This is a genomic window from Psychroflexus aestuariivivens (assembly GCF_004010055.1).
GTDB lineage: Bacteria > Bacteroidota > Bacteroidia > Flavobacteriales > Flavobacteriaceae > Psychroflexus > Psychroflexus aestuariivivens.
In genome coordinates this window covers 66,633-89,619 of the sequence record NZ_RQVT01000044.1, presented here as the reverse complement: position 1 = coordinate 89,619, position 22,987 = coordinate 66,633, and the positions used below count along the sequence as shown (strand labels likewise).

Annotated in this window: 22 protein-coding genes; 20 read left to right on the top strand and 2 right to left on the bottom strand. The window is 35.0% G+C overall.

Going from position 1 to position 22,987, the window contains the following annotated elements; translation table 11 throughout:
* The 4 genes from gmk (at nt 1) to EIG86_RS07880 (ending at nt 3,199) form a co-directional block, all read left to right on the top strand.
* Complete coding sequence (gene gmk / locus EIG86_RS07895; RefSeq protein WP_127845627.1) at nt 1-579, top strand: guanylate kinase; 579 nt, start codon at nt 1-3, stop codon at nt 577-579.
* The gene (gene nadD, locus EIG86_RS07890) at nt 579-1,160 is read left to right on the top strand and encodes a nicotinate (nicotinamide) nucleotide adenylyltransferase (RefSeq protein WP_127845626.1); all 582 of its coding nucleotides are present in this window, start codon (nt 579-581) and stop codon (nt 1,158-1,160) included. Before gmk ends, nadD begins: the two co-directional genes overlap by 1 nt.
* 106 nt (nt 1,161-1,266) lie before the next feature.
* Nucleotides 1,267-2,274 carry an NAD(P)H-dependent glycerol-3-phosphate dehydrogenase gene (locus EIG86_RS07885; RefSeq protein WP_127845625.1) on the top strand — a complete coding sequence of 336 codons (1,008 nt, stop codon included), beginning with the start codon at nt 1,267-1,269 and terminating at the stop codon, nt 2,272-2,274.
* A 25-nt stretch (nt 2,275-2,299) separates the two neighbouring features.
* Entirely contained in the window at nt 2,300-3,199 is a 900-nt protein-coding gene (locus EIG86_RS07880; RefSeq protein WP_127845624.1) for an EamA family transporter, read from the top strand.
* A gap of 3 nt (nt 3,200-3,202) precedes the next feature.
* Here EIG86_RS07880 and EIG86_RS07875 read toward each other — a convergent pair whose 3' ends face one another.
* Both EIG86_RS07875 and pheS read right to left on the bottom strand, forming a co-directional pair.
* A complete protein-coding gene (locus tag EIG86_RS07875) occupies nt 3,203-3,598 on the bottom strand; it encodes a hypothetical protein (protein WP_127845623.1) in 396 nt (131 codons plus the stop codon).
* A gap of 11 nt (nt 3,599-3,609) precedes the next feature.
* A complete protein-coding gene (gene pheS / locus EIG86_RS07870) occupies nt 3,610-4,632 on the bottom strand; it encodes a phenylalanine--tRNA ligase subunit alpha (protein ID WP_127845622.1) in 1,023 nt (340 codons plus the stop codon).
* Between the two features lie 211 nt (nt 4,633-4,843).
* Here pheS and EIG86_RS07865 point away from each other — a divergent pair, with 211 nt between their 5' ends.
* The 16 genes from EIG86_RS07865 to EIG86_RS07790 all read left to right on the top strand — a co-directional run bounded on the left by EIG86_RS07865 (nt 4,844) and on the right by EIG86_RS07790 (nt 22,962).
* On the top strand, nt 4,844-7,141 hold the full coding sequence (locus EIG86_RS07865) for an NADP-dependent malic enzyme (protein ID WP_127845621.1): 2,298 nt from the start codon (nt 4,844-4,846) through the stop codon (nt 7,139-7,141).
* A 92-nt stretch (nt 7,142-7,233) separates the two neighbouring features.
* Complete coding sequence (gene ruvA / locus EIG86_RS07860) at nt 7,234-7,818, top strand: Holliday junction branch migration protein RuvA (protein WP_127845620.1); 585 nt, start codon at nt 7,234-7,236, stop codon at nt 7,816-7,818.
* Between the two features lie 89 nt (nt 7,819-7,907).
* The gene (gene sov / locus EIG86_RS07855; RefSeq protein ID WP_127845619.1) at nt 7,908-14,990 is read left to right on the top strand and encodes a T9SS outer membrane translocon Sov/SprA; all 7,083 of its coding nucleotides are present in this window, start codon (nt 7,908-7,910) and stop codon (nt 14,988-14,990) included.
* A gap of 11 nt (nt 14,991-15,001) precedes the next feature.
* Nucleotides 15,002-15,379, top strand: a complete 378-nt coding sequence (gcvH, locus tag EIG86_RS07850; protein ID WP_127845618.1) for a glycine cleavage system protein GcvH — start codon at nt 15,002-15,004, stop codon at nt 15,377-15,379.
* 10 nt (nt 15,380-15,389) lie between these two features.
* On the top strand, nt 15,390-15,746 hold the full coding sequence (locus EIG86_RS07845; RefSeq protein WP_240032190.1) for a VanZ family protein: 357 nt from the start codon (nt 15,390-15,392) through the stop codon (nt 15,744-15,746).
* Between the two features lie 63 nt (nt 15,747-15,809).
* A complete protein-coding gene (locus tag EIG86_RS07840; protein WP_127845617.1) occupies nt 15,810-16,526 on the top strand; it encodes an energy transducer TonB in 717 nt (238 codons plus the stop codon).
* 150 nt (nt 16,527-16,676) lie between these two features.
* Nucleotides 16,677-17,579: a heme o synthase gene (gene cyoE, locus EIG86_RS07835; protein WP_127845616.1), complete on the top strand. Its 903-nt coding sequence runs from the start codon at nt 16,677-16,679 to the stop codon at nt 17,577-17,579.
* Nucleotides 17,570-18,136 (top strand): cytochrome c oxidase subunit 3, encoded by a 567-nt coding sequence (locus tag EIG86_RS07830; protein WP_127845615.1) that lies wholly within the window; start codon nt 17,570-17,572, stop codon nt 18,134-18,136. The genes cyoE and EIG86_RS07830 overlap by 10 nt, the downstream gene beginning before the upstream one ends.
* 44 nt (nt 18,137-18,180) lie before the next feature.
* Entirely contained in the window at nt 18,181-19,164 is a 984-nt protein-coding gene (locus tag EIG86_RS07825; RefSeq protein WP_127845614.1) for a cytochrome c oxidase subunit 3, read from the top strand.
* Between the two features lie 22 nt (nt 19,165-19,186).
* Nucleotides 19,187-19,561, top strand: coding sequence for a cytochrome C oxidase subunit IV family protein (locus EIG86_RS07820; RefSeq protein WP_127845613.1), 375 nt, complete (start codon nt 19,187-19,189; stop codon nt 19,559-19,561).
* A gap of 73 nt (nt 19,562-19,634) precedes the next feature.
* Nucleotides 19,635-20,264, top strand: a complete 630-nt coding sequence (locus EIG86_RS07815; RefSeq protein ID WP_127845612.1) for a hypothetical protein — start codon at nt 19,635-19,637, stop codon at nt 20,262-20,264.
* Nucleotides 20,265-20,270: 6 nt separating this feature from the next.
* Nucleotides 20,271-20,942 (top strand): SCO family protein, encoded by a 672-nt coding sequence (locus EIG86_RS07810; RefSeq protein ID WP_127845611.1) that lies wholly within the window; start codon nt 20,271-20,273, stop codon nt 20,940-20,942.
* 3 nt (nt 20,943-20,945) lie between these two features.
* A complete protein-coding gene (locus EIG86_RS07805) occupies nt 20,946-21,470 on the top strand; it encodes a DUF420 domain-containing protein (protein ID WP_127845610.1) in 525 nt (174 codons plus the stop codon).
* A 43-nt stretch (nt 21,471-21,513) separates the two neighbouring features.
* Entirely contained in the window at nt 21,514-21,717 is a 204-nt protein-coding gene (locus tag EIG86_RS07800) for a hypothetical protein (protein ID WP_240032191.1), read from the top strand.
* Nucleotides 21,714-22,067 (top strand): arsenate reductase family protein, encoded by a 354-nt coding sequence (locus EIG86_RS07795; RefSeq protein WP_127845608.1) that lies wholly within the window; start codon nt 21,714-21,716, stop codon nt 22,065-22,067. The genes EIG86_RS07800 and EIG86_RS07795 overlap by 4 nt, the downstream gene beginning before the upstream one ends.
* On the top strand, nt 22,060-22,962 hold the full coding sequence (locus EIG86_RS07790; protein ID WP_127845607.1) for a DMT family transporter: 903 nt from the start codon (nt 22,060-22,062) through the stop codon (nt 22,960-22,962). Before EIG86_RS07795 ends, EIG86_RS07790 begins: the two co-directional genes overlap by 8 nt.
* Nucleotides 22,963-22,987: the final 25 nt, after the last annotated feature.

Genomic DNA, 22,987 nt, shown 5'->3' with positions numbered 1-22,987 from the left:
ATGAACAACAATCAAGGCAAACTTATCGTATTTTCAGCACCTTCTGGTTCCGGCAAAACCACCATCGTAAGACATTTGTTAGCGCAGGAAGATCTGAATTTAGAATTTTCCATTTCAGCCACATCTAGAGAGCCAAGAGGCGAAGAAAAAGATGGCAAAGATTATTATTTTATGGATTTGAAGGAATTCAAGCAGCATATTAAAAATGATGATTTTCTGGAGTGGGAAGAAGTTTACAGAGATAATTTTTATGGGACTTTAAAATCTGAAGTCGAACGCATTTGGGACATGGACAAACACGTTGTTTTCGATATAGATGTGGTTGGTGGTTTGGATATCAAACACATTTATCCAGAACGTACTTTAGCTGTTTTTGTGAAACCACCTAGCATAGAAGAATTAAAAATTCGCTTGAAAAAACGTAAAACAGAATCTGACGACCGTATCGCAATGCGCGTCGCAAAGGCTTCTATAGAAATGGCTACTGCGCCGCAATTCGACCATATTATTGTCAATGAAAATTTAGATGATGCACTAGAAGAAGCGCACAGATTAGTTAAGGAATTTATTGCTGAATAATGAAGAAAATTGGTTTATATTTTGGGACGTTCAATCCGTTTCATATAGGACATTTAATCATTGCCAATCATTTGGCAGAAAACACTTCTCTGGATGAAGTTTGGTTAGTCATTACGCCACAAAGTCCATTCAAAAAGAAGAAAAGTATGCTGGAAAATCACCACAGATTTGAGTTGATTTATCGCGCCACAGAAAATTACAACAAACTAAAACCTTGTGATGTTGAATTCAAAATGCCACAGCCGAATTACACATCCAAAACTTTAGCAGAATTGCGCGACTCACATCCTGACTTAGAATTTTCTTTGATAATGGGTGAAGATAATTTGGTGAATTTTCATAAATGGAAAAATTTCGAGGCAATCCTAGAACATCATGAAATTTACGTTTGCCCAAGAATGACTTCAACAGAAATTCCCGAGCAATTCCAAAATCATCCTAAAATTCATAAAACGGACACGCCAATTATGGATATTTCTTCAACTTTGATTCGTAAATCCATCAAAGCCAATAAAAATGTGCAACCCTTGCTTCAATATAAAGTTTGGGAATATATCGATGAGATGAATTTTTATCGCTAGTTGAAATTGCTATAAAAGTTTCAATTGAATTTAAAACTTTGTTAATTTCATATTGAAACAAACATTTATTGCTAAGTTTTGAATATTCAAAAAATATATTGAATTTATGACAAATCCCAATCCGAATTTTGGCGTAATTGGCGGCGGAAGCTGGGCAACAGCTATCGTAAAAATGCTTTGCGAAAACCTGCCGAGCGTCAATTGGTATATGAGAAATAAAGATGCCATCGCACATATTGAAAAGGAAAATCACAACCCCAATTATTTGAGTGCCGTAGAATTTGACCCGCAACAAATCAAGCTGACCAATAATATCAATCAACTAATTCAGGAGTCTGATTTTATAATTTTTGTCGTCCCATCTGCCTTTTTGAAAGATGAATTGAGCAAAATCACTATAGATTTTAAAGATAAAATTGTGTTTAGCGCCATCAAAGGTATTGTGCCGGAAACGCAAATGTTGGTTGGTGAACATTTCAATGAAAAATTCGACATTCCATTTGAACAAATCGGCGTCATTACTGGGCCTTGTCACGCAGAAGAAGTTGCTTTAGAACGTTTGTCATATTTAACGATAGCTTGTGCTAATGAAAATCACGCCAACACGGTCAGTCAATTTTTGAGCAGTGATTTCATCAAATGTAAAATTTCTGAAGACATAATCGGTACAGAATATGCTGCCGTACTGAAAAATATTTATGCTATTGCCGCCGGAATTGCTCACGGACTTGGCTATGGCGATAATTTCCAAAGTGTGTTGATGAGTAATGCAATTCGTGAAATGAAGCGTTTCATCAAAAAACGCTACAAATTGAAAAGAAATATCAACGATTCAGCATATTTAGGAGATTTGTTGGTAACCGGCTATTCTGTATTTAGTCGCAATCGTTTTTTTGGAAATATGATTGGAAAAGGTTACACTGTCAAAAGCGCTCAAATGGAAATGAGCATGGTAGCAGAAGGTTATTATGCAACCAATTCAGCTTACGAAATCAGTAAATCTTATGGAAATAAAAAAGCAAAAACCCCAATAATTAATGCGGTTTATAAAGTGCTTTACCAAAATAAAGATCCCAAAAAAATCTTTGCCAAATTGGCGGACAAACTCGATTAATTACTAAAATTTTCATTTGAAACTTATGAATTCAGTTTTGAAAGGCGGCATTTTTGTTGCTCTTGGTGCCTCTTGTTATGGATTGCTCACCACTTTTGTGAAATTGGCTTATGCTGAAGATTTTACAACTTATGAAGTGACTTTTTCACAATTGATTATCGGTTTTGTGGCATTATCTATTTTGAATTTATTTCTAAAGAAAAAACACCGTCCAATTCAAGATTCTAAACTGAGAAATAAAACTATTTTGTATCTGATTTTGTCAGGAACTTCACTTGGATTTACAAGTATTTTCTACTATTTAGCAATGCAATATATTACTGTTTCCGTTGGTATTGTGCTGTTGATGCAAAGCGTTTGGATGGGCGTGGTTTTAGATGGAATTGTCAACAAAATTAAACCGACTAAAATTAAAATTATTTCGGTCATTATAATTTTAATAGGAACCGTTTTAGCAGCCGATTTACTTTTTCACGAGCAAAGTGCAGATTTGGTAGGAATTGGTTATGGATTTTTAGCCGCGTTGTCTTATACCGTGACGATTATGACGTCTAACCGCGTTGGGCTTCAGTTTCATTCAATTACCAGAAGTAAATGGATGATGTTGGGTGGTTTGTTGGTTGTTTCTGCGATTACTTTGCCAGAACTTTTACAAGGAATGAATTTAGAAATATTCATGATTTGGGGACCAATTTTGGCTTTGTTCGGGACAGTTTTGCCGCCACTATTTTTCACTGCAGGCATGCCGAAAATCAATGTTGGTTTGGGTGCAATTATTTCTTCAATTGAATTGCCCGTCGCAGTTTTAATGGGTTATTTTTTCCTATCTGAAGAACAGAATATCTACAAATGGATCGGGATTTTGCTAATTCTGTCTTCTATAGTTTTGATGAATTTGAAAAAAGTACAAAAAGAGCCATTGTAAAATTTATTTTGCCAAAATTCCTTTGTCTTCTAGTAAAGGCAATTTTTTAATCTGGCTTGGCTTTAAAGAGTTTTTCTGAAATTTAAAATCTTTGTGCAACAACTGATTGTTTAGAAAATACGACACTTGAAAAATATTATCAACTTGTAAAACATCTTCGTGAAGAAACTCCAGTTTTGCGTAGGATTTAGCAGGTAAAACTTCCAGTTTTTTTCTTAAGACAGAGGTTTTTTTGCTTCGGCTTTCACCTTTAGAAACAATCAAAACAGTTTCCAAAGATTCTTGCAAATCGTTGATGAGATAAATGGTCCACTCATCGACTTTAAAGTTTTTATTGTATTCGTAAACAGCAGCAATATAAACACCTTCAACTTTAGGAATTTCGATGTCTTTTTTCATCTAAAGATATTTTAAAGACTAGATTTGAATTGTTCTAAAAACCTTAAGTCATTTTCATAAAACATTCTAATGTCACCGATTTGGTAAAGCAACATGGCAATACGTTCAATCCCCATACCAAAAGCAAAACCTGTATATTCTTTTGGGTCGATGTTGCAATTTTTCAACACATTAGGGTCAACCATGCCACAGCCCATAATTTCTAGCCAACCAGTACCTTTGGTAATTCTATAATCTGTTTCAGTTTGCAAACCCCAGTAAATATCAACTTCTGCACTAGGTTCTGTAAATGGAAAATAAGATGGACGCAGCCTGATTTTTGACTTTCCAAATAATTCTGTGGTGAAATAAATCAAGGTTTGTTTCAAATCTTTGAATGACACATTTTTATCGATGTACAAACCTTCAACTTGATGAAAAATACAATGAGAACGCGCTGAAATGTCTTCATTTCTAAAAACACGACCTGGAGAAATAGTTCGTATTGGCGCTTTATTTTCTTCCATATAACGCACTTGAACGCTTGATGTGTGCGTTCTTAGCAAAATATCTTCAGGATTGGTTTGGATAAAAAACGTATCCTGCATATCTCTAGCTGGATGATATTCTGGTAAATTCAGAGCCGTAAAGTTATGCCAGTCATTTTCGATTTCTGGACCTTCAGACACGTTGAAACCAATATTAGAAAAAATATTGATAATTTGATTTTTAACGATAGAAATTGGATGTCTGGCGCCAATATCAATAGGTTCAGCAGGACGAGTCAAATCACCATAAACACCTTTATCTTCTAGCTTTGTTTCGAGACTACTTTTCAGAGATTCAACTTTGGCTTGGGCGCTTTCTTTCAGTTCATTTACCGCTTTCCCAAAATCTTTCTTTTGCTCATTCGGCACATTTTTAAATTCAGCAAAGAAATCGTTCAAAATGCCTTTTTTGCCCAAAAACTTTATTCTGAAATTTTCAATATCCTCAATTTTGTCGGTAGAAAATTGCTCAACTTCGTCGATATAAGCTCTAATCTTGTCTGTCATAACATTTGGTAAAATGAATTTGCAAATTTAGAAAAATAAGAATGCATTTGTGGTTTCATTTCAATTAATTCATATGAAAACCATTGTGATTTAAGTCCGCCTCAAAATAGAAGCAATTTTCACTTGTTAATCCTTATTTAAGTCAAAAATATATATTTTACCTTTGCCTTTCAGATTCATTTCAGCATTTTAAAAGAGAAAATTCAATTTTATGAGTGAGAAGAAAAGTAGTAGCGAAAGAAAAAGAAGAGAGGCTTTAGTATACCATGCCAAGCCAAACCCAGGTAAAATTGAAGTTGTTCCAACAAAAAAACACGCTTCGCAAAGAGATTTGGGACTTGCATATTCTCCAGGTGTAGCAGAGCCTTGTTTGGAGATAGAAAAAGATAAACAAAATGCATATAAATATACTAATAAAGGAAATTTAGTCGCCGTAATTTCTAACGGAACGGCTGTTTTAGGATTAGGAGACATAGGTGCAGAAGCTTCAAAACCTGTTATGGAAGGTAAAGCTTTATTGTTTAAAATTTTTGCAGATATTGATGTTTTCGATATTGAAGTTGACACAAAGAATATTGATGAATTTATAGCGACTGTCAAAAATATTGCTCCAACTTTTGGCGGAATAAATTTAGAAGATATCAAAGCACCAGAAGCTTTTGAAATTGAAGAGCGACTAAAAGCAGAGCTTCCCATTCCTGTAATGCATGACGACCAGCATGGTACCGCAATTATTTCTGCTGCGGCTCTTCTAAATGCACTTGAATTGGCCGATAAAAAAATAGAAGAAGTTCAGATTGTAGTTTCTGGCGCTGGCTCTGCCGCTATTGCATGTACAAAACTATATGTTTTGCTGGGCGTGAAAAAAGAAAATATCGTAATGTTCGACAGTTCAGGAGTTGTTAATAAAGAAAGGGGTGATCTTTCTGAAAAACAAACTGAATTTGCAACTTCAAGAACCATAAAAGATTTATCTGAAGCTATAGAGAATGCTGACGTATTTCTAGGACTTTCTGTTGGCGGTGTTCTAAAACCTGAGATGCTTTCCAAAATGGCAGACAACCCAATCGTGTTTGCGATGGCAAATCCTAATCCAGAAATAGATTATGACTTAGCCGTAGAAACTAGGAAAGATGTCATTATGGCGACAGGAAGAACAGATTTCCCGAACCAAGTGAATAATGTATTGGGCTTTCCATACATTTTTAGAGGTGCTTTGGATGTCCGTGCCACAAAAATAAATGAGGAAATGAAAATGGCTGCGGTCAAAGCTTTGGCAGGATTAGCTAAAAAACCTGTACCAGAACAAGTAAATATTGCATATGCAGAAACACGTCTAAACTACGGTCGTGACTATATTATTCCAAAACCATTTGATCCACGTCTGATAGCAGAAGTACCGCCTGCAGTTGCAAAAGCAGCTATGGAATCTGGGGTAGCACAAAAACCAATAGAAGATTGGAAAGCCTATGAAGATGAGTTATTGGAACGTATGGGCAGTGAGGATAAAATCACTAGATTATTGCTGAATCGCGCTAAGCAAAATCGAAAAAGTATTGTTTATGCAGAGGCTGATCATCTTGATGTTTTGAAAGCTGCACAACAAGTTTATGATGAAGGTATTGGCATTCCGATTTTACTTGGACGTAGAGATGTAATTTTGGAATTGATGGAGGAAATTGAATTTGAAGCTGAAGATGTAAAAATTATAGATCCTAAGTCTGATGAAGAGAAACCACAGCGAGAACGTTATGCGAAATCACTTTGGGAGAAGAGAAGTCGAAAAGGAGTCACGCATTATGATGCCAAAAAAATGATTAGAGAGCGTAATTATTATGCTGCAATGATGGTTGAAAACGGAGATGCAGATGCTATGCTTTCTGGATATTCGCGTGCTTATCCAGCAGTTCTAAAACCTATTTTGGAAGTTGTTGGTAAAGAGAAAGGCGTTTCGATTGTAGCAGCAACAAATTTGATGAATACCAAACGTGGTCCTATTTTTATCAGTGATACATCAATAAACATTAACCCAGATGCTACACAATTGGCAAGAATAGCACAAATGACGGCTAAAACTGTAAAAATGTTTGGCATTGAACCAATTATAGCAATGACGTCTTATTCGAATTTTGGTTCGTCTAAAAATTTACATGCCAAAAAAGTTAATGAAGCGGTAGAATTTCTTCATAAAAATTACCCAGAGGTTCAGGTTGATGGAGAGTTACAAGTAGATTTTGCTTTGAATAGGAAAATGCGAACTGATAAATTTCCATTTTCAAAATTGAATGGAAAAAAGGTAAATACTCTTATTTATCCAAACTTGGATTCTGCCAACGGGACTTACAAGTTGATGAAAGAATTGAATAGCGCAGGTTCAATCGGACCTATTTTAATGGGTTTGAATAAACCAGCACATGTGTTTCAACTTGGTGCAAGTGTAGATGAAATGGTAAATATGTCTGCTGTAGCAGTTGTAGATGCGCAGCAAAAAGGCAAAAAGAAGCAATAACTTTTTTTCTTTCAATCTGAGGCTAAGGAATTTAGGTTTCAGGCAGTTTTAACTTAAATTTTATTACATTTGACTGCTAAAATTTAGTTAAGATGATCACGCACTTGCGAGGTAAACTCATAGAAAAGAATCCTACAAATATAGTTATAGAATGTCAAGGTATCGGGTATGAAGTGAATATTTCACTTCATACCTTTTCACTTATAAAAGATGAAGAAAGCATCACGATTTTCACTCATCTTCAAGTGAAAGAAGATTCACATACTTTGTACGGTTTTAAAGAAAAATCTGAACGAGAAGTCTTTCGCCAATTATTGTCAGTTTCAGGAATTGGGGCAAGCACAGCTAGAATGATGTTCTCCTCTTTATCACCTTCACAAGTTATAGAAGCAATTTCTAGCGAAGACGCAGATACAATTCAAAGCGTAAAAGGCATCGGGAAAAAAACAGCACAACGCGTTATATTAGATTTAAAGGATAAAATTAAAACTACAGCGACCGAATCAGGAGAAACTATTACAAAATCATACAATACACATAAGGAAGAAGCGTTATCTGCACTTGAAACATTAGGTTATCAAAGAAAACAATCTGAAAAAATTATTAATAGAATTTGTAATAACAACCCACAAGCTAACGTTGAAGATATAATCAAACTAGCCCTTAAAAATTTATAATCCCATTGAACCCAAATTCGTTGTCTGTTAACAAAAGCTTTTATTTTATTCTTACATTCTTCTTGATTGGTCTCAGTCATCATTCTTCGATGGCACAAGAAGAACAAGAACAAGACTCTACGCAGACAGGTTTCAGTTTTGGTGAGATTGAAATGGGGAATCCTTCCAGTATAGTTTCAAAATACACTTACGACCCAGTTGTTGATAAGTACATTTATTCAGAAAAAATAGGAAGTGTAGATGTAAAATATCCACTTGTTTTAACGCCTGAAGAATTTGAAAAATTGATTCTTGAGGAACAAATGAAAGCTTATTTTAAGCAAAAGTCTGATGCTGCTCAAGGAAAAGGCGATGAAGAAGATCAAAAAAATCTGATACCAATTTTCTATGTAAACAATTCTTTTTTCGAATCTATTTTCGGTGGCAATGAAATTGAAGTAATTCCGCGTGGATCGGTGGCTGTTGATCTAGGTATTTTATATAGTAAGCAGGATAATCCATCGCTTTCGCCAAGAAACCAAAGTAATTTAACTTTCGATTTTCAAAACCAAATCAAGTTAGAATACACGCCAACTGAAGATGATATTGTAAGAAAAATAGAGGTCGGTAATGTGAATATGGTGACCAATAATTCCCTTATGCAAGGTTCTGAGAGTTTGTTTGGGGTGAAAACTCAACTTCAATTTGGTAAAACGACTATCACAGGCGTTTTTTCAGAAATGAATTCCGAAAGACAAAATGTAAATGTACAAGGTGGAGCAACCATTCGTGAATTCGATAAATTTGCCTTAGATTATGATGAAAACAGGCACTTTTTCTTAGCTCAGTTTTTTAGGGATGAATATGACAGGGCTTTGCTAAATTACCCATTTGTGAATAGCCGTATTCAAATTACTAGAATCCAGGTTTGGGTAACTAACCGTACTAACAATCCGCAGACTTTAGCAGATGCTAGAAATATTGTTGCTATTCAGGATTTAGGAGAGAGTAATCCAGAACGCGTCGGTTTATTTTTAGATAACAACGGTAACCCATCAGCGCCGCCAATTCCTAATTTCATACAAAATCCCAATGGTAGACCTAGCAATAATAATAATGCTTTTAATCCAATAGGAATAAATGGCGCAGGAACTTCTGTGCTAACAGATCAAATTCGCGACATTTCGACCATAGCGCAAGGTTTCGGTGCCGCCCAAGGTTTTGTTAGTGAAGGTAGAGATTATGCAGTTTTGGAAAATGCTCGAGAGCTTCAACAAAATCAGTACACATTGAATCAGGAACTGGGTTATATTTCTTTAAACCAACGTTTGTCTAATGATGAAATTTTAGGTGTTGCTTTTGAATATAAAACTACAGACGGGAATGTGTATCGCGTTGGTGAATTTGGAAACGACGGACCATCTGCAACAGAAACTACTGAAAACCCAAACGTTGAAGGTGAACAAATTGCACAGAATCAGAATCTGGTTGTGAAAATGCTGAAAAGTCCAGTCACCAATGTAAGTGAGCCAGTTTGGGATTTGATGATGAAGAATTTCTACAACTTAGGGGCTTCTGGTTTGGAGCAAGACGGTTTTAGATTTAATATTTTGTATACCGATCCGCAACCAGTCAACTTTATTAGTCAGGCTCCAGGAAGTGATACCGAACTTCCTGATGATGTTGACGAGACTAACTTATTACAGGTTTTTGATTTAGATAGATTGAATTCTAATAATGACCCAATCGGGGGTGGAGACGGCTTTTTTGATTTTGTGCCAGGAATTACAATTGACCCCCAAAATGGATTGATAAAATTTACTAAAGTTGAACCATTTGGGGAATATCTTTTTGAAAAATTAGATTTAACACCAAATGGTGGGGCTGAAGATTATGAAGACCCAGATACTTATAACGACAATCAGTCGCAATATGTATTCAGAAGTTTATATGCGACAACCAAAACTCAAGCACAACAACAAGAAACAGAAAAGAATAAATTTCAATTAAAAGGACGCTACAAAGCTTCAGAAACCGATGGTATTCCTATTCCTGGAGGTTTTAATATTCCTAGAGGTTCTGTAGTTGTAACTGCTGGAGGAAGGACTTTGCAAGAAGGTGTAGATTATACAGTAGATTATGAACTCGCCCGAGTTAGAATTTTAGATGAAGCTTTATTAGCTTCGGACACGCCAATACAAGTTTCTTCAGAAAGTAATGCCGTTTTTGGAAGACAAACTAAACGTTTCACAGGTTTGGATGTTCAACATCAATTCAGTGATGAATTACTGATTGGTGCAACATTTTTAAATTTGAACGAAAAGCCAATCACTCAAAAAGCAGATTACGGATCTGAACCTATAAACAATTCTATTTATGGAGTGAATTTCAATTATAATACAACTGTGCCTTTTTTTACAAGAATGGTCAATAAGTTACCTAATACAGATACAGATGTAGAATCCAACTTTTCTTTGCGTGGAGAGTTTGCTTACTTGAAACCAGGTTCTCCCGACGCTAGTGATTTTGGGGGTGAAGCAACAACTTATGTCGACGATTTTGAAGGTTCTCAAACCTCTATTTCAGTTCTTGATCCTAATTCATGGAGATTGGCAAGTACTCCAGTAGGTTTTCGTGGACCAAACGATGTTAATGGGACTTATGATGTTAACGACGATTTGAGTACAAATTATTTCAGAGCAAAACTCAACTGGTACACGATCGATCCTATTTTTTACAGTTCTCAGCGGCCAGATGGAATCACAGATCAAGATCTGTCTCAATATTATTCAAGACGAGTTTTGATCAACGAGATTTTTCCGAATACAGACATTGTACCTGGACAAATTCAAACTGTTTTTCCTTTAGATTTGGTTTATAGACCAGACGAGCGAGGAATGTATAACTACAATCCAGCTGCTTCAAATGATGATGTTTTGCCAAATCCTGAACAAAATTTTGGTGGAATTATGAGAGGTTTAGAAACTACAGATTTTGAGCGTTCAAATGTGGAATTTGTAGAATTCTGGGTCATGGATCCATTCATTTACGAAGAAAATGCAACCAATAACGGCGGAAAAATTGTTTTGAATTTTGGAAGTATGACCGAAGATGTTCTGAAAGATGGTCGAAAGCAATTTGAAAATGGTTTGCCAGAAGATGGTGGAAACTCTAATGTGCTGAATACTAATTATGCCAAAGTTCCATCCAATCAATCATTGGTTTATGCTTTTGATACTGAAGGGCAACAAAGAATTAACCAAGATGTAGGTATGGACGGTGTGATCAATGCTGACGAAGCTCAAAAATTCCCTGATTTTGCAGGTTTCGAAGATCCTTCTAAAGACGATTATGATTATTATTTGAATCGCGATGGCGGCATTTTAGAGCGTTATCTGAATTTTAACGGAATGGAAGGCAACAACCCAGTTGAAGTCACAGAAACCAATCGCGGTAATTCAGCATTTCCAGACGTAGAAGATGTCAATCGAGATAATACAATGAATACCATTGATAGTTATTTTGAGTACGAAGTTCCAGTATTTCCACAAATGAGTGTTGACAATAATACAAGCTCTATCGCTGGTATAGATTCAGACTATATTACCGATGTAAAAGAAGTAACGACAGTCTTACAAAACGGTCAGGAAATTGATGCAAGGTGGGTTCAATTTAGAGTGCCACTAAGAACAAATAGCGAATTTGCAGTTGGTGGAATTGCCGACTTACGTTCCATCAGATTTATGAGAATGTACATGACTGACTTTGATCAGGAAACTATCCTAAGATTAGGAACTTTGGACTTGGTTAGGGGAGACTATTTGACCTATGACCAGCCAATTGTCCCAGATGGTTCAAATCCTGAAACTGGAACGACTCAACTTGAAGTTGAAGCAGTCAGTGAAGAAATCACTTCAAGATACGTAACGCCACCAGGAGTTGTCCGTGAACAAATTGTTAATAATAATGTGGCAATTAGAGAGGATGAAAAATCTTTGGCGCTCCGCGTGAAAAACCTTCAACCTGATGATTCTAGAGGCGTTTTCAAAAATTACCAGATCGATATGCGACAGTATGAGAATTTAGAAATGTTCTTGCATGCTGAAGCACTTGCACCACCAAATACACAACTTCAAGATGACCAATTGGTTGCTTTTATAAGAATGGGAATCGATTTCACCAATAACTTCTACCAAATAGAAGTTCCTTTGAAAGTTAGTGATATTGAAGATTTAACTCCGAGAGGTGTTTGGCCTTTAGAAAATGACATGAATATTTCTTTAGAATTGCTTCAGGAAATCAAATCAACAGTTTTAGGCAGTGATCTTTACAGTAATTTAGAATTGAACTTTTTCGATGAAAATGCTGCGCCTGTAGATGGTTCTAATAATGAAGGAATGAAAGTCGGCATTAAAGGAAATCCAAGTTTTGGCGATGTACGAGTGATTATGATTGGTTTGAAAAACGTGAGCGGCCAGAATGTTTCAGGAGAAGTTTGGTTCAATGAATTGCGCTTATCAGGTTTAAAAAATGAAGGTGGCTGGGCAGCTGTACTTAATATGGATACCAATTTCGCTGATTTTGCAAATATTTCTGGTACTGCTCGCCAAACTACAATAGGTTTTGGTGGAATAGAGCAAGGGCCAAACCAAAGAAGTCGTGAAGATGTTCAGCAATATGATTTTGTAACTGGATTCAACTTAGGACAGATGCTACCCAAAGATTGGGGAGTGAAAGTTCCGTTTAGCTACAGTAGAGGCGAGGAACTAATAACGCCACAGTTTGACCCTGTGTTCGGTGATTTAGAATTACAAACTTTATTGGATAATGCTGAAAACCCTCAGGATAGAGAGGAGTTTAGAGAACAAGCAGAAACTTATACTAAAAGGCAAGGCATTAGTTTAATTGGTTTAAGAAAAGATAGAACTAATGATGATCGAACACCAATGCCTTATGATGTAGAAAATTTCACTTTTTCGGGAAGTTATAATCAAACCGATTATCGCGATTTTGAAATTGAAGAGTCTTTAGATCAAAATGTGGATGCTGGTCTGATTTATGGTTTCAATTTTCAACCTTTTGAACTTGAGCCGCTGAAAGAAGTCTCATTTTTGGATAGTCCATATTTTGCGATTTTCAAAGATTTCAATGTTAATCTTCTTCCCAATAGCATAACGGCAGGTGCAAATATTAACCGACAGTACAATGAATTGCGTTTTAGAGAATTCAATTTACCACCTGGAAGTATTGGGCCGCCAAAACTTTACCAAAGAAACTTCTTTTTTGATTGGGAATATGCTATTGATTATAGTTTAACGAATTCATTAAATTTCAACTTTAATTCAAACACCAATAGAATTGTTCGTAATTTCATAGATGAAGACAACAATCAGGATAATTCCGTCGGCGTGTTCGATGAGTTTTTTGATATCGGCATTCCAAATAGACATTACCAACAATTGCAAGTGAATTATACTTTGCCGTTTGATAAAATCCCATTTTTGAAATTTGCCAAAACTCAATACTCTTATACAGGTGATTTTCAATGGCAAAAAGGATCCGAGATTTTGAGAGATTTAGAAGGAATTCCTAATTTAGGGAACACCGTGCAGAATTCTGCGACTCATAGTATAAATGGTAATTTTACGATGTCAACATTGTACAATTATATCGGTTTAACTAAAAAGAAAAAACAAAATAACCAAGTTATAAATAGGTCTTCTGCTAGACGTCGTGCTGGGGGAGGACAAAGTCAGCAATTGAGTCGAGATAGTCAAAGTCAAGACCAAAATCAGGACGATAATGAGGATTTGAGTTTCGGTGACAAAGCTTTGAATTCCTTGATAGGAATTGTAACCGCTGTAGACAGAGTTCAAATAAATTATCAAGATACTAAAGGTATTTTTATGCCAGGTTATACAAATAATATTGGTTTTGGCGGAACTTTAAAACCAACAGCTGGATTTACATTTGGCAGTCAGAGAGATATTAGGGAGCGTGCAGCAAGAAAAGGCTGGCTGACGATGTACCAAGATTTCAACGAAGAATACGTAAGAACCAACAATGAACAATTAGATATTCAAGCTGGTATTGATCTCTTGCCTGGTTTAACTATTGATTTGCTAGGAAATCGTCTATACTCCGATACTTATACAGAAAATTATTATGTTGATCAGGAGACCTCTATGTACAATTCTATTACGCCAAACACCTACGGAAATTTCAGTATTTCCACGAATATGATTCGTACCGCTTTCAATACCAGCACAAGAGAAAGTTCTGAAAATTTTGAACAATTTAGAAACAATAGAATCATAATAGCGAATCGTTTAGCAGAACAAGCCGGAATCGACCCAAACAATCCTGACAATTTGGACGAAAATGGATACCCGTCTGGTTTTGGTAGAACCAATCAAAACGTATTGTTGCCTGCATTTATTGCTGCTTATACTGGAGAGGATGCAGGTAGTACAAGTTTGAAGCCTTTTAGAGATATACCAATTCCTAATTGGAATTTGAAATATACTGGTTTAATGCGGTTAAAATGGTTCAAAGAAAAATTCAATCGCTTTTCTGTCCAACATGGTTATCGGTCAACTTATACAATCAATCAATTTCAGACCAATTTAGATTTTAACAGAACAGATCCTTATGGTGATTTCAATAGAGATCAAAATGGAAATTTTAAAAATGAATTGATTATTTCGAATGTGAACCTTATCGAAGAGTTCAGTCCGCTGGTTAAACTCGACTTCGAAATGAAAAACTCCATAAGTATTCTAGCTGAAGTAATCAAAGACAGAGCTTTATCTTTTAGTTTTAATAATAATTTATTGACAGAAATGAAAGGTGAAGAATACCGTGCTGGATTAGGCTATCGCGTCAAAGACCTTACAATTGTCACCCAGTTTGAAGGTAATCGAAGAGTTTTGAGTAGTGATTTGAACCTTCAGTTGGATTTAGCATTAAGAAAAAATGAAACTATTATTAGAAATCTGGACGTAAATAGCAACCGGACAACATCTGGTCAAGACATCTGGGAAATTACTTTTAATGCAGATTATGCATTTACTAAGAATTTAACAGCCTTATTTTTCTACAATCATGTATTTTCGCAAAATGCGATTTCAACAATTTTTCCGCAGACAACAATTAGAACAGGAATTACATTAAGATATAACTTTGGGAATTAAATATTAATACAATGAACATACCAGACAATTTAAAGTACACAAAAGACCATGAATGGCTAAGCATTGACGGCGATACAGCTACAATTGGTATTACCGATTTTGCTCAAGGCGAATTGGGAGACATCGTTTATGTTGAAGTAGAAACTGTAGGGGAAACTTTAGACAAAGATGAGGTTTTTGGAACAGTAGAAGCAGTAAAAACTGTTTCAGATCTATATTTGCCACTTTCAGGTGAAATTTTAGAATTCAACGAAAATCTAGAAGACGAACCTGAACAAGTAAATGAAGATCCTTACGGAGAAGGCTGGATGGTTAAAATGAAAATTTCAAATGAAGATGAAATTAATGAATTGATGGATGCTGAAGCTTATAAAGCGCATATTGAGTAGCAAAATACCAATGGCAATTGCAAGTATTTGCACCTTGTTAATTGCCTATTTTTCCTTGGTGGAAAATGGTAAAATGCCAAAAGTTGATATAGATGATGTTGATAAATTATATCACGGATTTGCGTATTTTGTCCTCAATGGATTGTGGCTTGTAGTGCTCAGAAAATTTAAAAGGAAAAGTGGTTATATGACTTTTCTGAAAATTTCAATCCTAGTTATTGCTTTTGGTATTATTATTGAAGTACTACAAGGTACAACGACAACAAACCGAAGTTTTGATTATTACGATATCTTAGCCAACAGTATTGGTGTTATTTTAAGTTTTTTATGCTTTATGATGATTCATAAAAGAAGTTTGGAAATTTAAAATGTATTATTGAAGTCAAAATTTATTTTTTTTATACTTTAGTAACCTATTTAAAAAAGAATTATGGAACCAAAGAAGAATCCAAAAAAAGACCTTAACAAGAAAAGTTTTCTATTTTTTCAGATAGGTTTAGCGCTTATGCTTGGAGTTTCTCTTATCATGATAGAGTGGAAAACTTATGATAAGGAAGCAATCGATACAGGCACAGTAAATCTAAATCTATTAGATGAAGAGGATGTGCCAATTACCGAAATGCAGAAAACACCGCCACCACCACCGCCACCGCCACCAGCTCCAGAAGTTATTGAAGTGGTTGAAGATGATTCAGATGTGGAAGAGGTAGAAATAGAATCAACTGAAACAACTCAAGAAGAAGTTATAGAAGTTGAAGAAGTAGAAGAGGTTGAAGAAGAAATAGGCGATGTACCTTTCTCTGTAATTGAAAGTGTTCCAGTTTTTCCAGGATGCGAGCAATACGATACCAATGATGAGCGTAAAAAGTGTATGAGTCAGAAAATCAGTAAATTCGTTAATGATAATTTCAATAAGGATTTGGGTTCAGACTTAGGCCTTTCAGGTATAAATCGTGTTTACGTTCAATTTAAAATTAATAAAAATGGTGAAATCGTAAATGTTCGTGCGAGAGCACCACATCCAAGACTTCAAACTGAAGGTGAGCGTGTTATCAAGAAATTACCTAAAATGAAGCCAGGAAAACAAAGAGGTCAGTCAGTAGGTGTATTATATTCACTTCCAATTACTTTTCAAGTTCAAGACTAATTTCTCTTTATAATATTTTTACAAAAAACCCCATGTCAAATTACTTGGGGTTTTTTCATGTCTGCATTTTACTAATCCTAAGTAAATATTAACGAACGTCTCTTCATTAAAAAAAAGATTTTAGCTGTATCTTTGCAAAAATTTCTAGTATTGTCTAATACACTCGCATACACACAAATTTCTACTTGGATTAACGATTTCAAAGAGCTCACTAAAATTCGTTTGGCTTTAAGTGTTGTTTTTTCTTCGATTGCTGGTTATTTGCTTGGCGCAGAATCAATAAGTTTATTAACTTTAGTCCTATTGGCTGTCGGTGGTTATGCTATGGTTGGAGCGTCTAACGCTTTTAACCAAATTATTGAGAAGGATTTGGATTTGAAAATGAATCGAACAAAGTCCAGACCAATACCTGATGGTAGGATGTCAACAACTACGGCATTCATAATTGCTTCACTGCTCACTTTGTTGGGGATTTATTTACTTTATGTTATCAACCCTATTACTTCTATGTTTGGGGCGATTTCCATTTTTTTATATGTTAGCGTTTATACGCCACTAAAAACCAAAACACCATTGTCTGTTTTTGTTGGTGCTTTTCCAGGAGCGATTCCATTTATGTTGGGCTGGGTAGCTGCCAGTGGTTCTTTTGGAATTGAAGCAGGGATTTTATTTATGATTCAGTTTTTTTGGCAATTTCCTCATTTTTGGGCCTTAGGTTGGTGGCTCTACGATGACTACAAAAAAGGTGGATTTTTTATGCTGCCTACTGGAAAAAGAGATAAAGGCACAGCTATTCAGATTATATTATATACCATTTGGACAATTTTAGTATCCATAATACCCGCATTCGGCGTGACTGGGGATTTATCCTTGTCCATAGTTTCAGCTTCTATTGTGTTTCTATCGGGACTAGTTATGTTGTTTTATGCAATTAAATTATTCAAAAAAAGAGAAACTAAATATGCCAAACAATTAATGCTGGCTAGTGTTTCTTATATTACTTTAATTCAAATTATTTACGTTTTAGATAAATTTATCAGATTATGGCTTTAGACGAAAAACATAAACGCGCAAGGAAAATGATGCTGTGGTTTGGAATCATTAGTATGGGGATGATGTTTGCTGGCCTTACAAGTGCTTATGTGGTGAGTAAGAATAGACCAGATTGGCTTACAGATTATCAGCTTCCAAATGTGTTTATCTGGAGTACTTTAGTGATTTTAGTGAGTAGTATAACGTTTCATTTGGCTAAGAATTTTGTAGCTAAGGGCGATCAAACCAAAGCCAATCTGATGATGATTTCCACATTTATTTTGGGAAGTTTGTTCGTTGTCATGCAATTTATCGGTTTTGAACAAATCATAGATGCGGGTTATAGATTTACAGGTGGAGCTAGTAATATTACGATGTCTTTCTTATATTTGTTAGTTGCAGCACATTTGGTGCATGTTATTGCTGGGTTGATTGTACTCATTGTTGTAATTTATAATCATTTTAAAAAGAAGTATAATTCAGAGGAAATGCTTGGTTTAAAGCTAGGAGTTACATTCTGGCATTTTGTAGATGCTTTGTGGCTTTACTTGTTTTTGTTTTTATATTTCTTCAAATAATAAGAAATTTGTCTATTTTTGCACAACATTAATATTTGATTTTTATGGAAGCTACTACTGTTGCTAAAACAGGTACCGAAGGAAAAACCTGGGGCGGAGGCAATCAACCTCTAAAAGCGAGTTATGGAAAATTAATGATGTGGTTTTTTATTACATCAGATGCCTTAACATTTTCAGGATTTCTAGCGGCTTACGGATTTTCAAGATTCAAGTTTATTGAAGAATGGCCGATTGCAGACGAAGTGTTCAATCACTTTCCGTTTTTGCATGGTGTAGATGCACCAATGTACTACGTGGCATTAATGACTTTTATTTTAATTTTTTCTTCCGTAACTATGGTACTCGCTGTCGATGCTGGACACCAGATGAAGAAAGGAAAAGTTGTAACTTATATGGCTTTGACCATACTTGGTGGAATTATATTTTTGGGTTCACAAGCTTGGGAATGGAAAAATTTCATAAAAGGTGAATACGGTGCAGTAGAACTTAACAGTGGAAAAATCATACAATTTGTAGATGCAAATGGTGATAGAATTGCACTTGATGAATTCTCAACAATTTCACAAAAAGTGCGTGTAGAGCACCAAGAAAAAAATGGTGTTTGGTATGAAGCTGAAGATAGCTATAACCCAAGGTCTCTGGAAGACGTCAAAAGAGGGTTTATCGCTAATGAAGATTTGAGAGTGAGAACCATGAAAATCACTGATGAAGGCGAAAAAGAAATATTAACTAGAGAAGAATCTTTACAAACACTTGAAGAGAAAGGAATTGGTGTCATAGAAGGCGCTAATCTCAAAAAAAATGAATATGGTGCACCACTTTTTGGAGATTTCTTTTTCTTTATAACTGGTTTCCACGGTTTCCACGTGTTTTCTGGTGTATTAATTTTGGTCATTGTATTTTTCAATGTACTTTTAGGTACTTACGAAAAACGAGGTAGCTACGAAATGGTTGAGAAAGTTGGACTTTACTGGCACTTTGTCGACTTGGTTTGGGTATTTGTATTTACATTTTTCTATTTAGTTTAAAATATTAGATTTATAATTATTTATGGCACACGATACAACACATAGCGAACACGGAGAGCACAAATCAGCAACAAAAAGAATTTGGCAGGTTTTTATTATTCTATCAATTTTGACTATTGTCGAAGTAGTCTTCGGTATTTTCAAACCAGATTTCTTGGTTCATACAGATCTTATTTCACTTTCACTTTTGAATTGGATTTTCATTGTTCTAACGATTATCAAAGCTTATTATATTACTTGGGCATTTATGCACATGGAACACGAAGCAGCATCACTAAGACGAACTGTGGTTTGGACAGGTGTGTTTCTAATCAGTTACCTTATCGCAATTTTATTAATTGAAGGTGCTTACATCCAAGATATTTATGCAAACAGCTTTATTGCTTGGGATTTTTAAAATGAAAGGTTAAATATATTTCAAAAGGCGGTTTTCTCAAACCGCCTTTTTTAATTTTGCAAATAAAAATATAATGAAAAAATACGCTGTACTTATTATTCTTTTTGTGCTTCCGTTGGTAGCGTATTTGTTTTTTGCAAGTGGAGTCAATAGCTTTGGGAAACTACCTATTTTAAAAGAAAATTTGACAGAATTAAAAAATTTTGAAACGGATTCCATTCAATTTGAAAACCATATTACAATCTTGACATTTTTTGGTAACGATTTTGACGTAAAAAAGGTTCACGCTTTTAATATGAAAGAAAAAATATACGATCGTTATCATAAATTTAAAGATTTTCAGGTCGTAAGTATTACTGGTGAAAATTCTTCAGAAAACATTGAAGAATTTAAATACGAAATAAATCAGACGTCTGATGCGTCTGAATGGAAATTTATAGAATTAAAAGAGGATGAAATTCAAGAATTGTTTGACCTACTAGAGTCTGACTTATCTCTGGATGAAAAAAAATCAACAAATCACGCATTTATTATAGATAAAGATTTGAACCTAAGAGGGCGAAGCGAAGATGAAGACGAAGGCACTAAATATGCTTATGATCTAAGTGATATTGGTGAAGTTAGTGATAAGATGAATGATGACGTCAAAATCATATTAGCAGAATACCGATTCGCGCTCAAGAAAAATAATGTGGAAAGATAATTTAATATGAAAAAGTATTCTTACGTAGGTATTTCACTTGTAGTATTGGTATTTGGCATTTGGGTTGTTAATGAATTAGCCTCTAGAAACTCTACAGAAGACTTGGCTTATATCGAAATAGAAGGTGAACGAAAAAAAGTTCCAGGATTTTCATTTGTCAATCAAAATAATAAGGTTATTACAAATGAAGATTACTTAGGCAAAGTTTATATTGTTGAATTCTTCTTTGCCTCATGTCCAACAATTTGCCCAATTATGAATGAAAATTTGCTAGAAGTTCAAGATGAATTCTACGGAAATATGAATTTTGGCATTGCATCTTTTACAATTAATCCTCAACAAGATACTCCAGAGGTTTTGAAAAAGCACGCCAAAGAACTAGGTGTAAAACACCCGAATTGGCATTTTTTAACTGGAGATCAAAAAGAAATTTATAAGCTAGCTAACCAAGGATTTAATATTTACGCAGCTCAGGATGCTGCTGCAGAAGGTGGGTTTGAACACTCTGGTTTTTTTGCACTTATTGATAAAGACGGTTACATAAGAAGTCGTACGGATGACGCTGGAAATCCTATTATTTTTTATCAAGGTGCAGTTCCTATGGATCAAAATCAAGGTGAAGGGCACGAAGTTCAGCAAATTGATATTCTAATTGAAGACATTAAAAAATTACTATAAATCATGGGTAATATTTCAGAAAAAACATACAACAGGTTAATATGGGTTCTGTCTATTGTAATTCCTTTAGTTGTTGCTGTTTTGTTTTCAGTTAGAATTCCTGGTGTTGAAAGAATGGGTTTTTTACCACCTATTTATGCTACAATTAATGGTCTAACAGCCATTATCTTAGTCGCTGCACTTTTAGCTATTAAAAATAAAAAAATAAAAGTCCATGAAACCTTGATGAAAACTGCCATCGGACTCTCAGTTTTATTCTTGGTGATGTATGTTTTGTATCACATGACTTCAGATTCAACACCTTTTGGAGGTGAAGGTACAATTAGGTACATTTACTACTTTATATTGGTTTCACATATATTGTTATCCATTGGAATTATTCCTCTGGTACTAATTACTTATGTGAAAGCCATTACAAAAAAATTTGAGCAGCACCGTAAAATTGCACGTATTACATTTCCAATTTGGCTTTACGTCGCCGTCACAGGTGTTGTAGTATATTTTATGATTTCACCTTATTATGTTTAAAATGTTGACTTCTAAACAAAAAAAATTCGTTGTATTCAGCTTAGTGTTTTTGCTAGCTGTTCAAAATATAGATGCACAATGTTCTATGTGTCGCGCAGTTCTAGAAACTGAAGCTGACCAAGGTTCTGCAGAAGCCATTAACGATGGAATCGTTTACCTTATGGCTTTTCCCTATATTTTAGTATTTGGTGTTTTGTATTTTGTCTATCGTTCATTCAAAAAGAAAAAATCTGAAATCTCCAAATGAAAAAAGTCTTTTACCTTTCAACTTGCGACACCTGTAAGCGTATTTTAGGAAAACTTTCATTACCAGAAGATGTCGTTCTTCAGGATATCAAGAAAACGCACATTTCTGAAAATGCCCTTGATTTTTTGCATAAAAAAACCAAATCTTATGAAATTTTGCTCAATAAAAGAGCCCAAAAGTACAAAGCAGAAGGTTTGAAAGATGAAAATTTATCTGAAGATGAAATTAAATCTTATATTCTATCACATTACACATTTTTAAAAAGACCTATTTTTATTTACGATGACAAAATATTCGTTGGAAATGACAAGCAAACCGTCGATGCTTTGATCTCTTTTTTTAATGAGTAAGCGTGTGTTGGCGATTTTGGCAGCCTTAGGTGCAACTAGCATTTACGGGGTCAATCATACCTTAGCCAAAGGCTTGATGCCAGATTTTGTTCCCCCAATCGGTTTTATTTTGATCCGTGTTGGTGGCGCTTGTATTTTGTTTTGGCTGATCAGTTTGTTTATCAAAAACGAAAGCATCCAAAGGAGACATTGGCCTAGAATTTTACTCAGTGCTGTTTTAGGAATGGTAATCAACATGCTATTGTTTTTTAAAGGTCTCAGTCTTTCCACACCAATCAACAGTTCAGTAATTGTGACTATTTCTCCGATTTTGGTTTTCGTCATGTCGGCCTTACTGATTCGAGAAAAAATTACAATTCTTAAAGCTTCCGGTGCTATTTTAGGTTTACTCGGTGGTTTGGCTTTGGTTATTTTTGGTCCTTCTCAAAGTTTTAGCGCACCAAATATTCCACTTGGTAACGCCCTTATTTTTGTAAATGCTTTGTCCTACGGTTTATATCTTATCGTAGTTCGGCCTTTAACAAGTACTTACCATCCTATTACCTTAATGCGTTGGCTATTTCTGAGTGCTGTCATTATTAATTTACCAATTACATGGCATGAATTCAGCCAGATAGAATGGCAAACCTTACCTTTCTCTGCAATTTGGAGAATTGGATTTGTAGTTTTAGGCACGACTTTTTTGACTTATTTATTGAATATTTATGCGCTCAAGCAATTATCAGCTTCAACTTTGGGTGTTTTCGTTTATTTGCAACCTGTCATAGCTATTAGTTTTGCCATCATTTCAGGTGCAGATCAACTCAATTTTATAAAAATAGTGTCCGCTTCATTGGTCTTTATTGGTGTATTTATGGTTTCAAAAAACCCTGCAAGAAGACAAAAAAGAACTTAGGCTTTATAAATGACTAAGTTTAGTC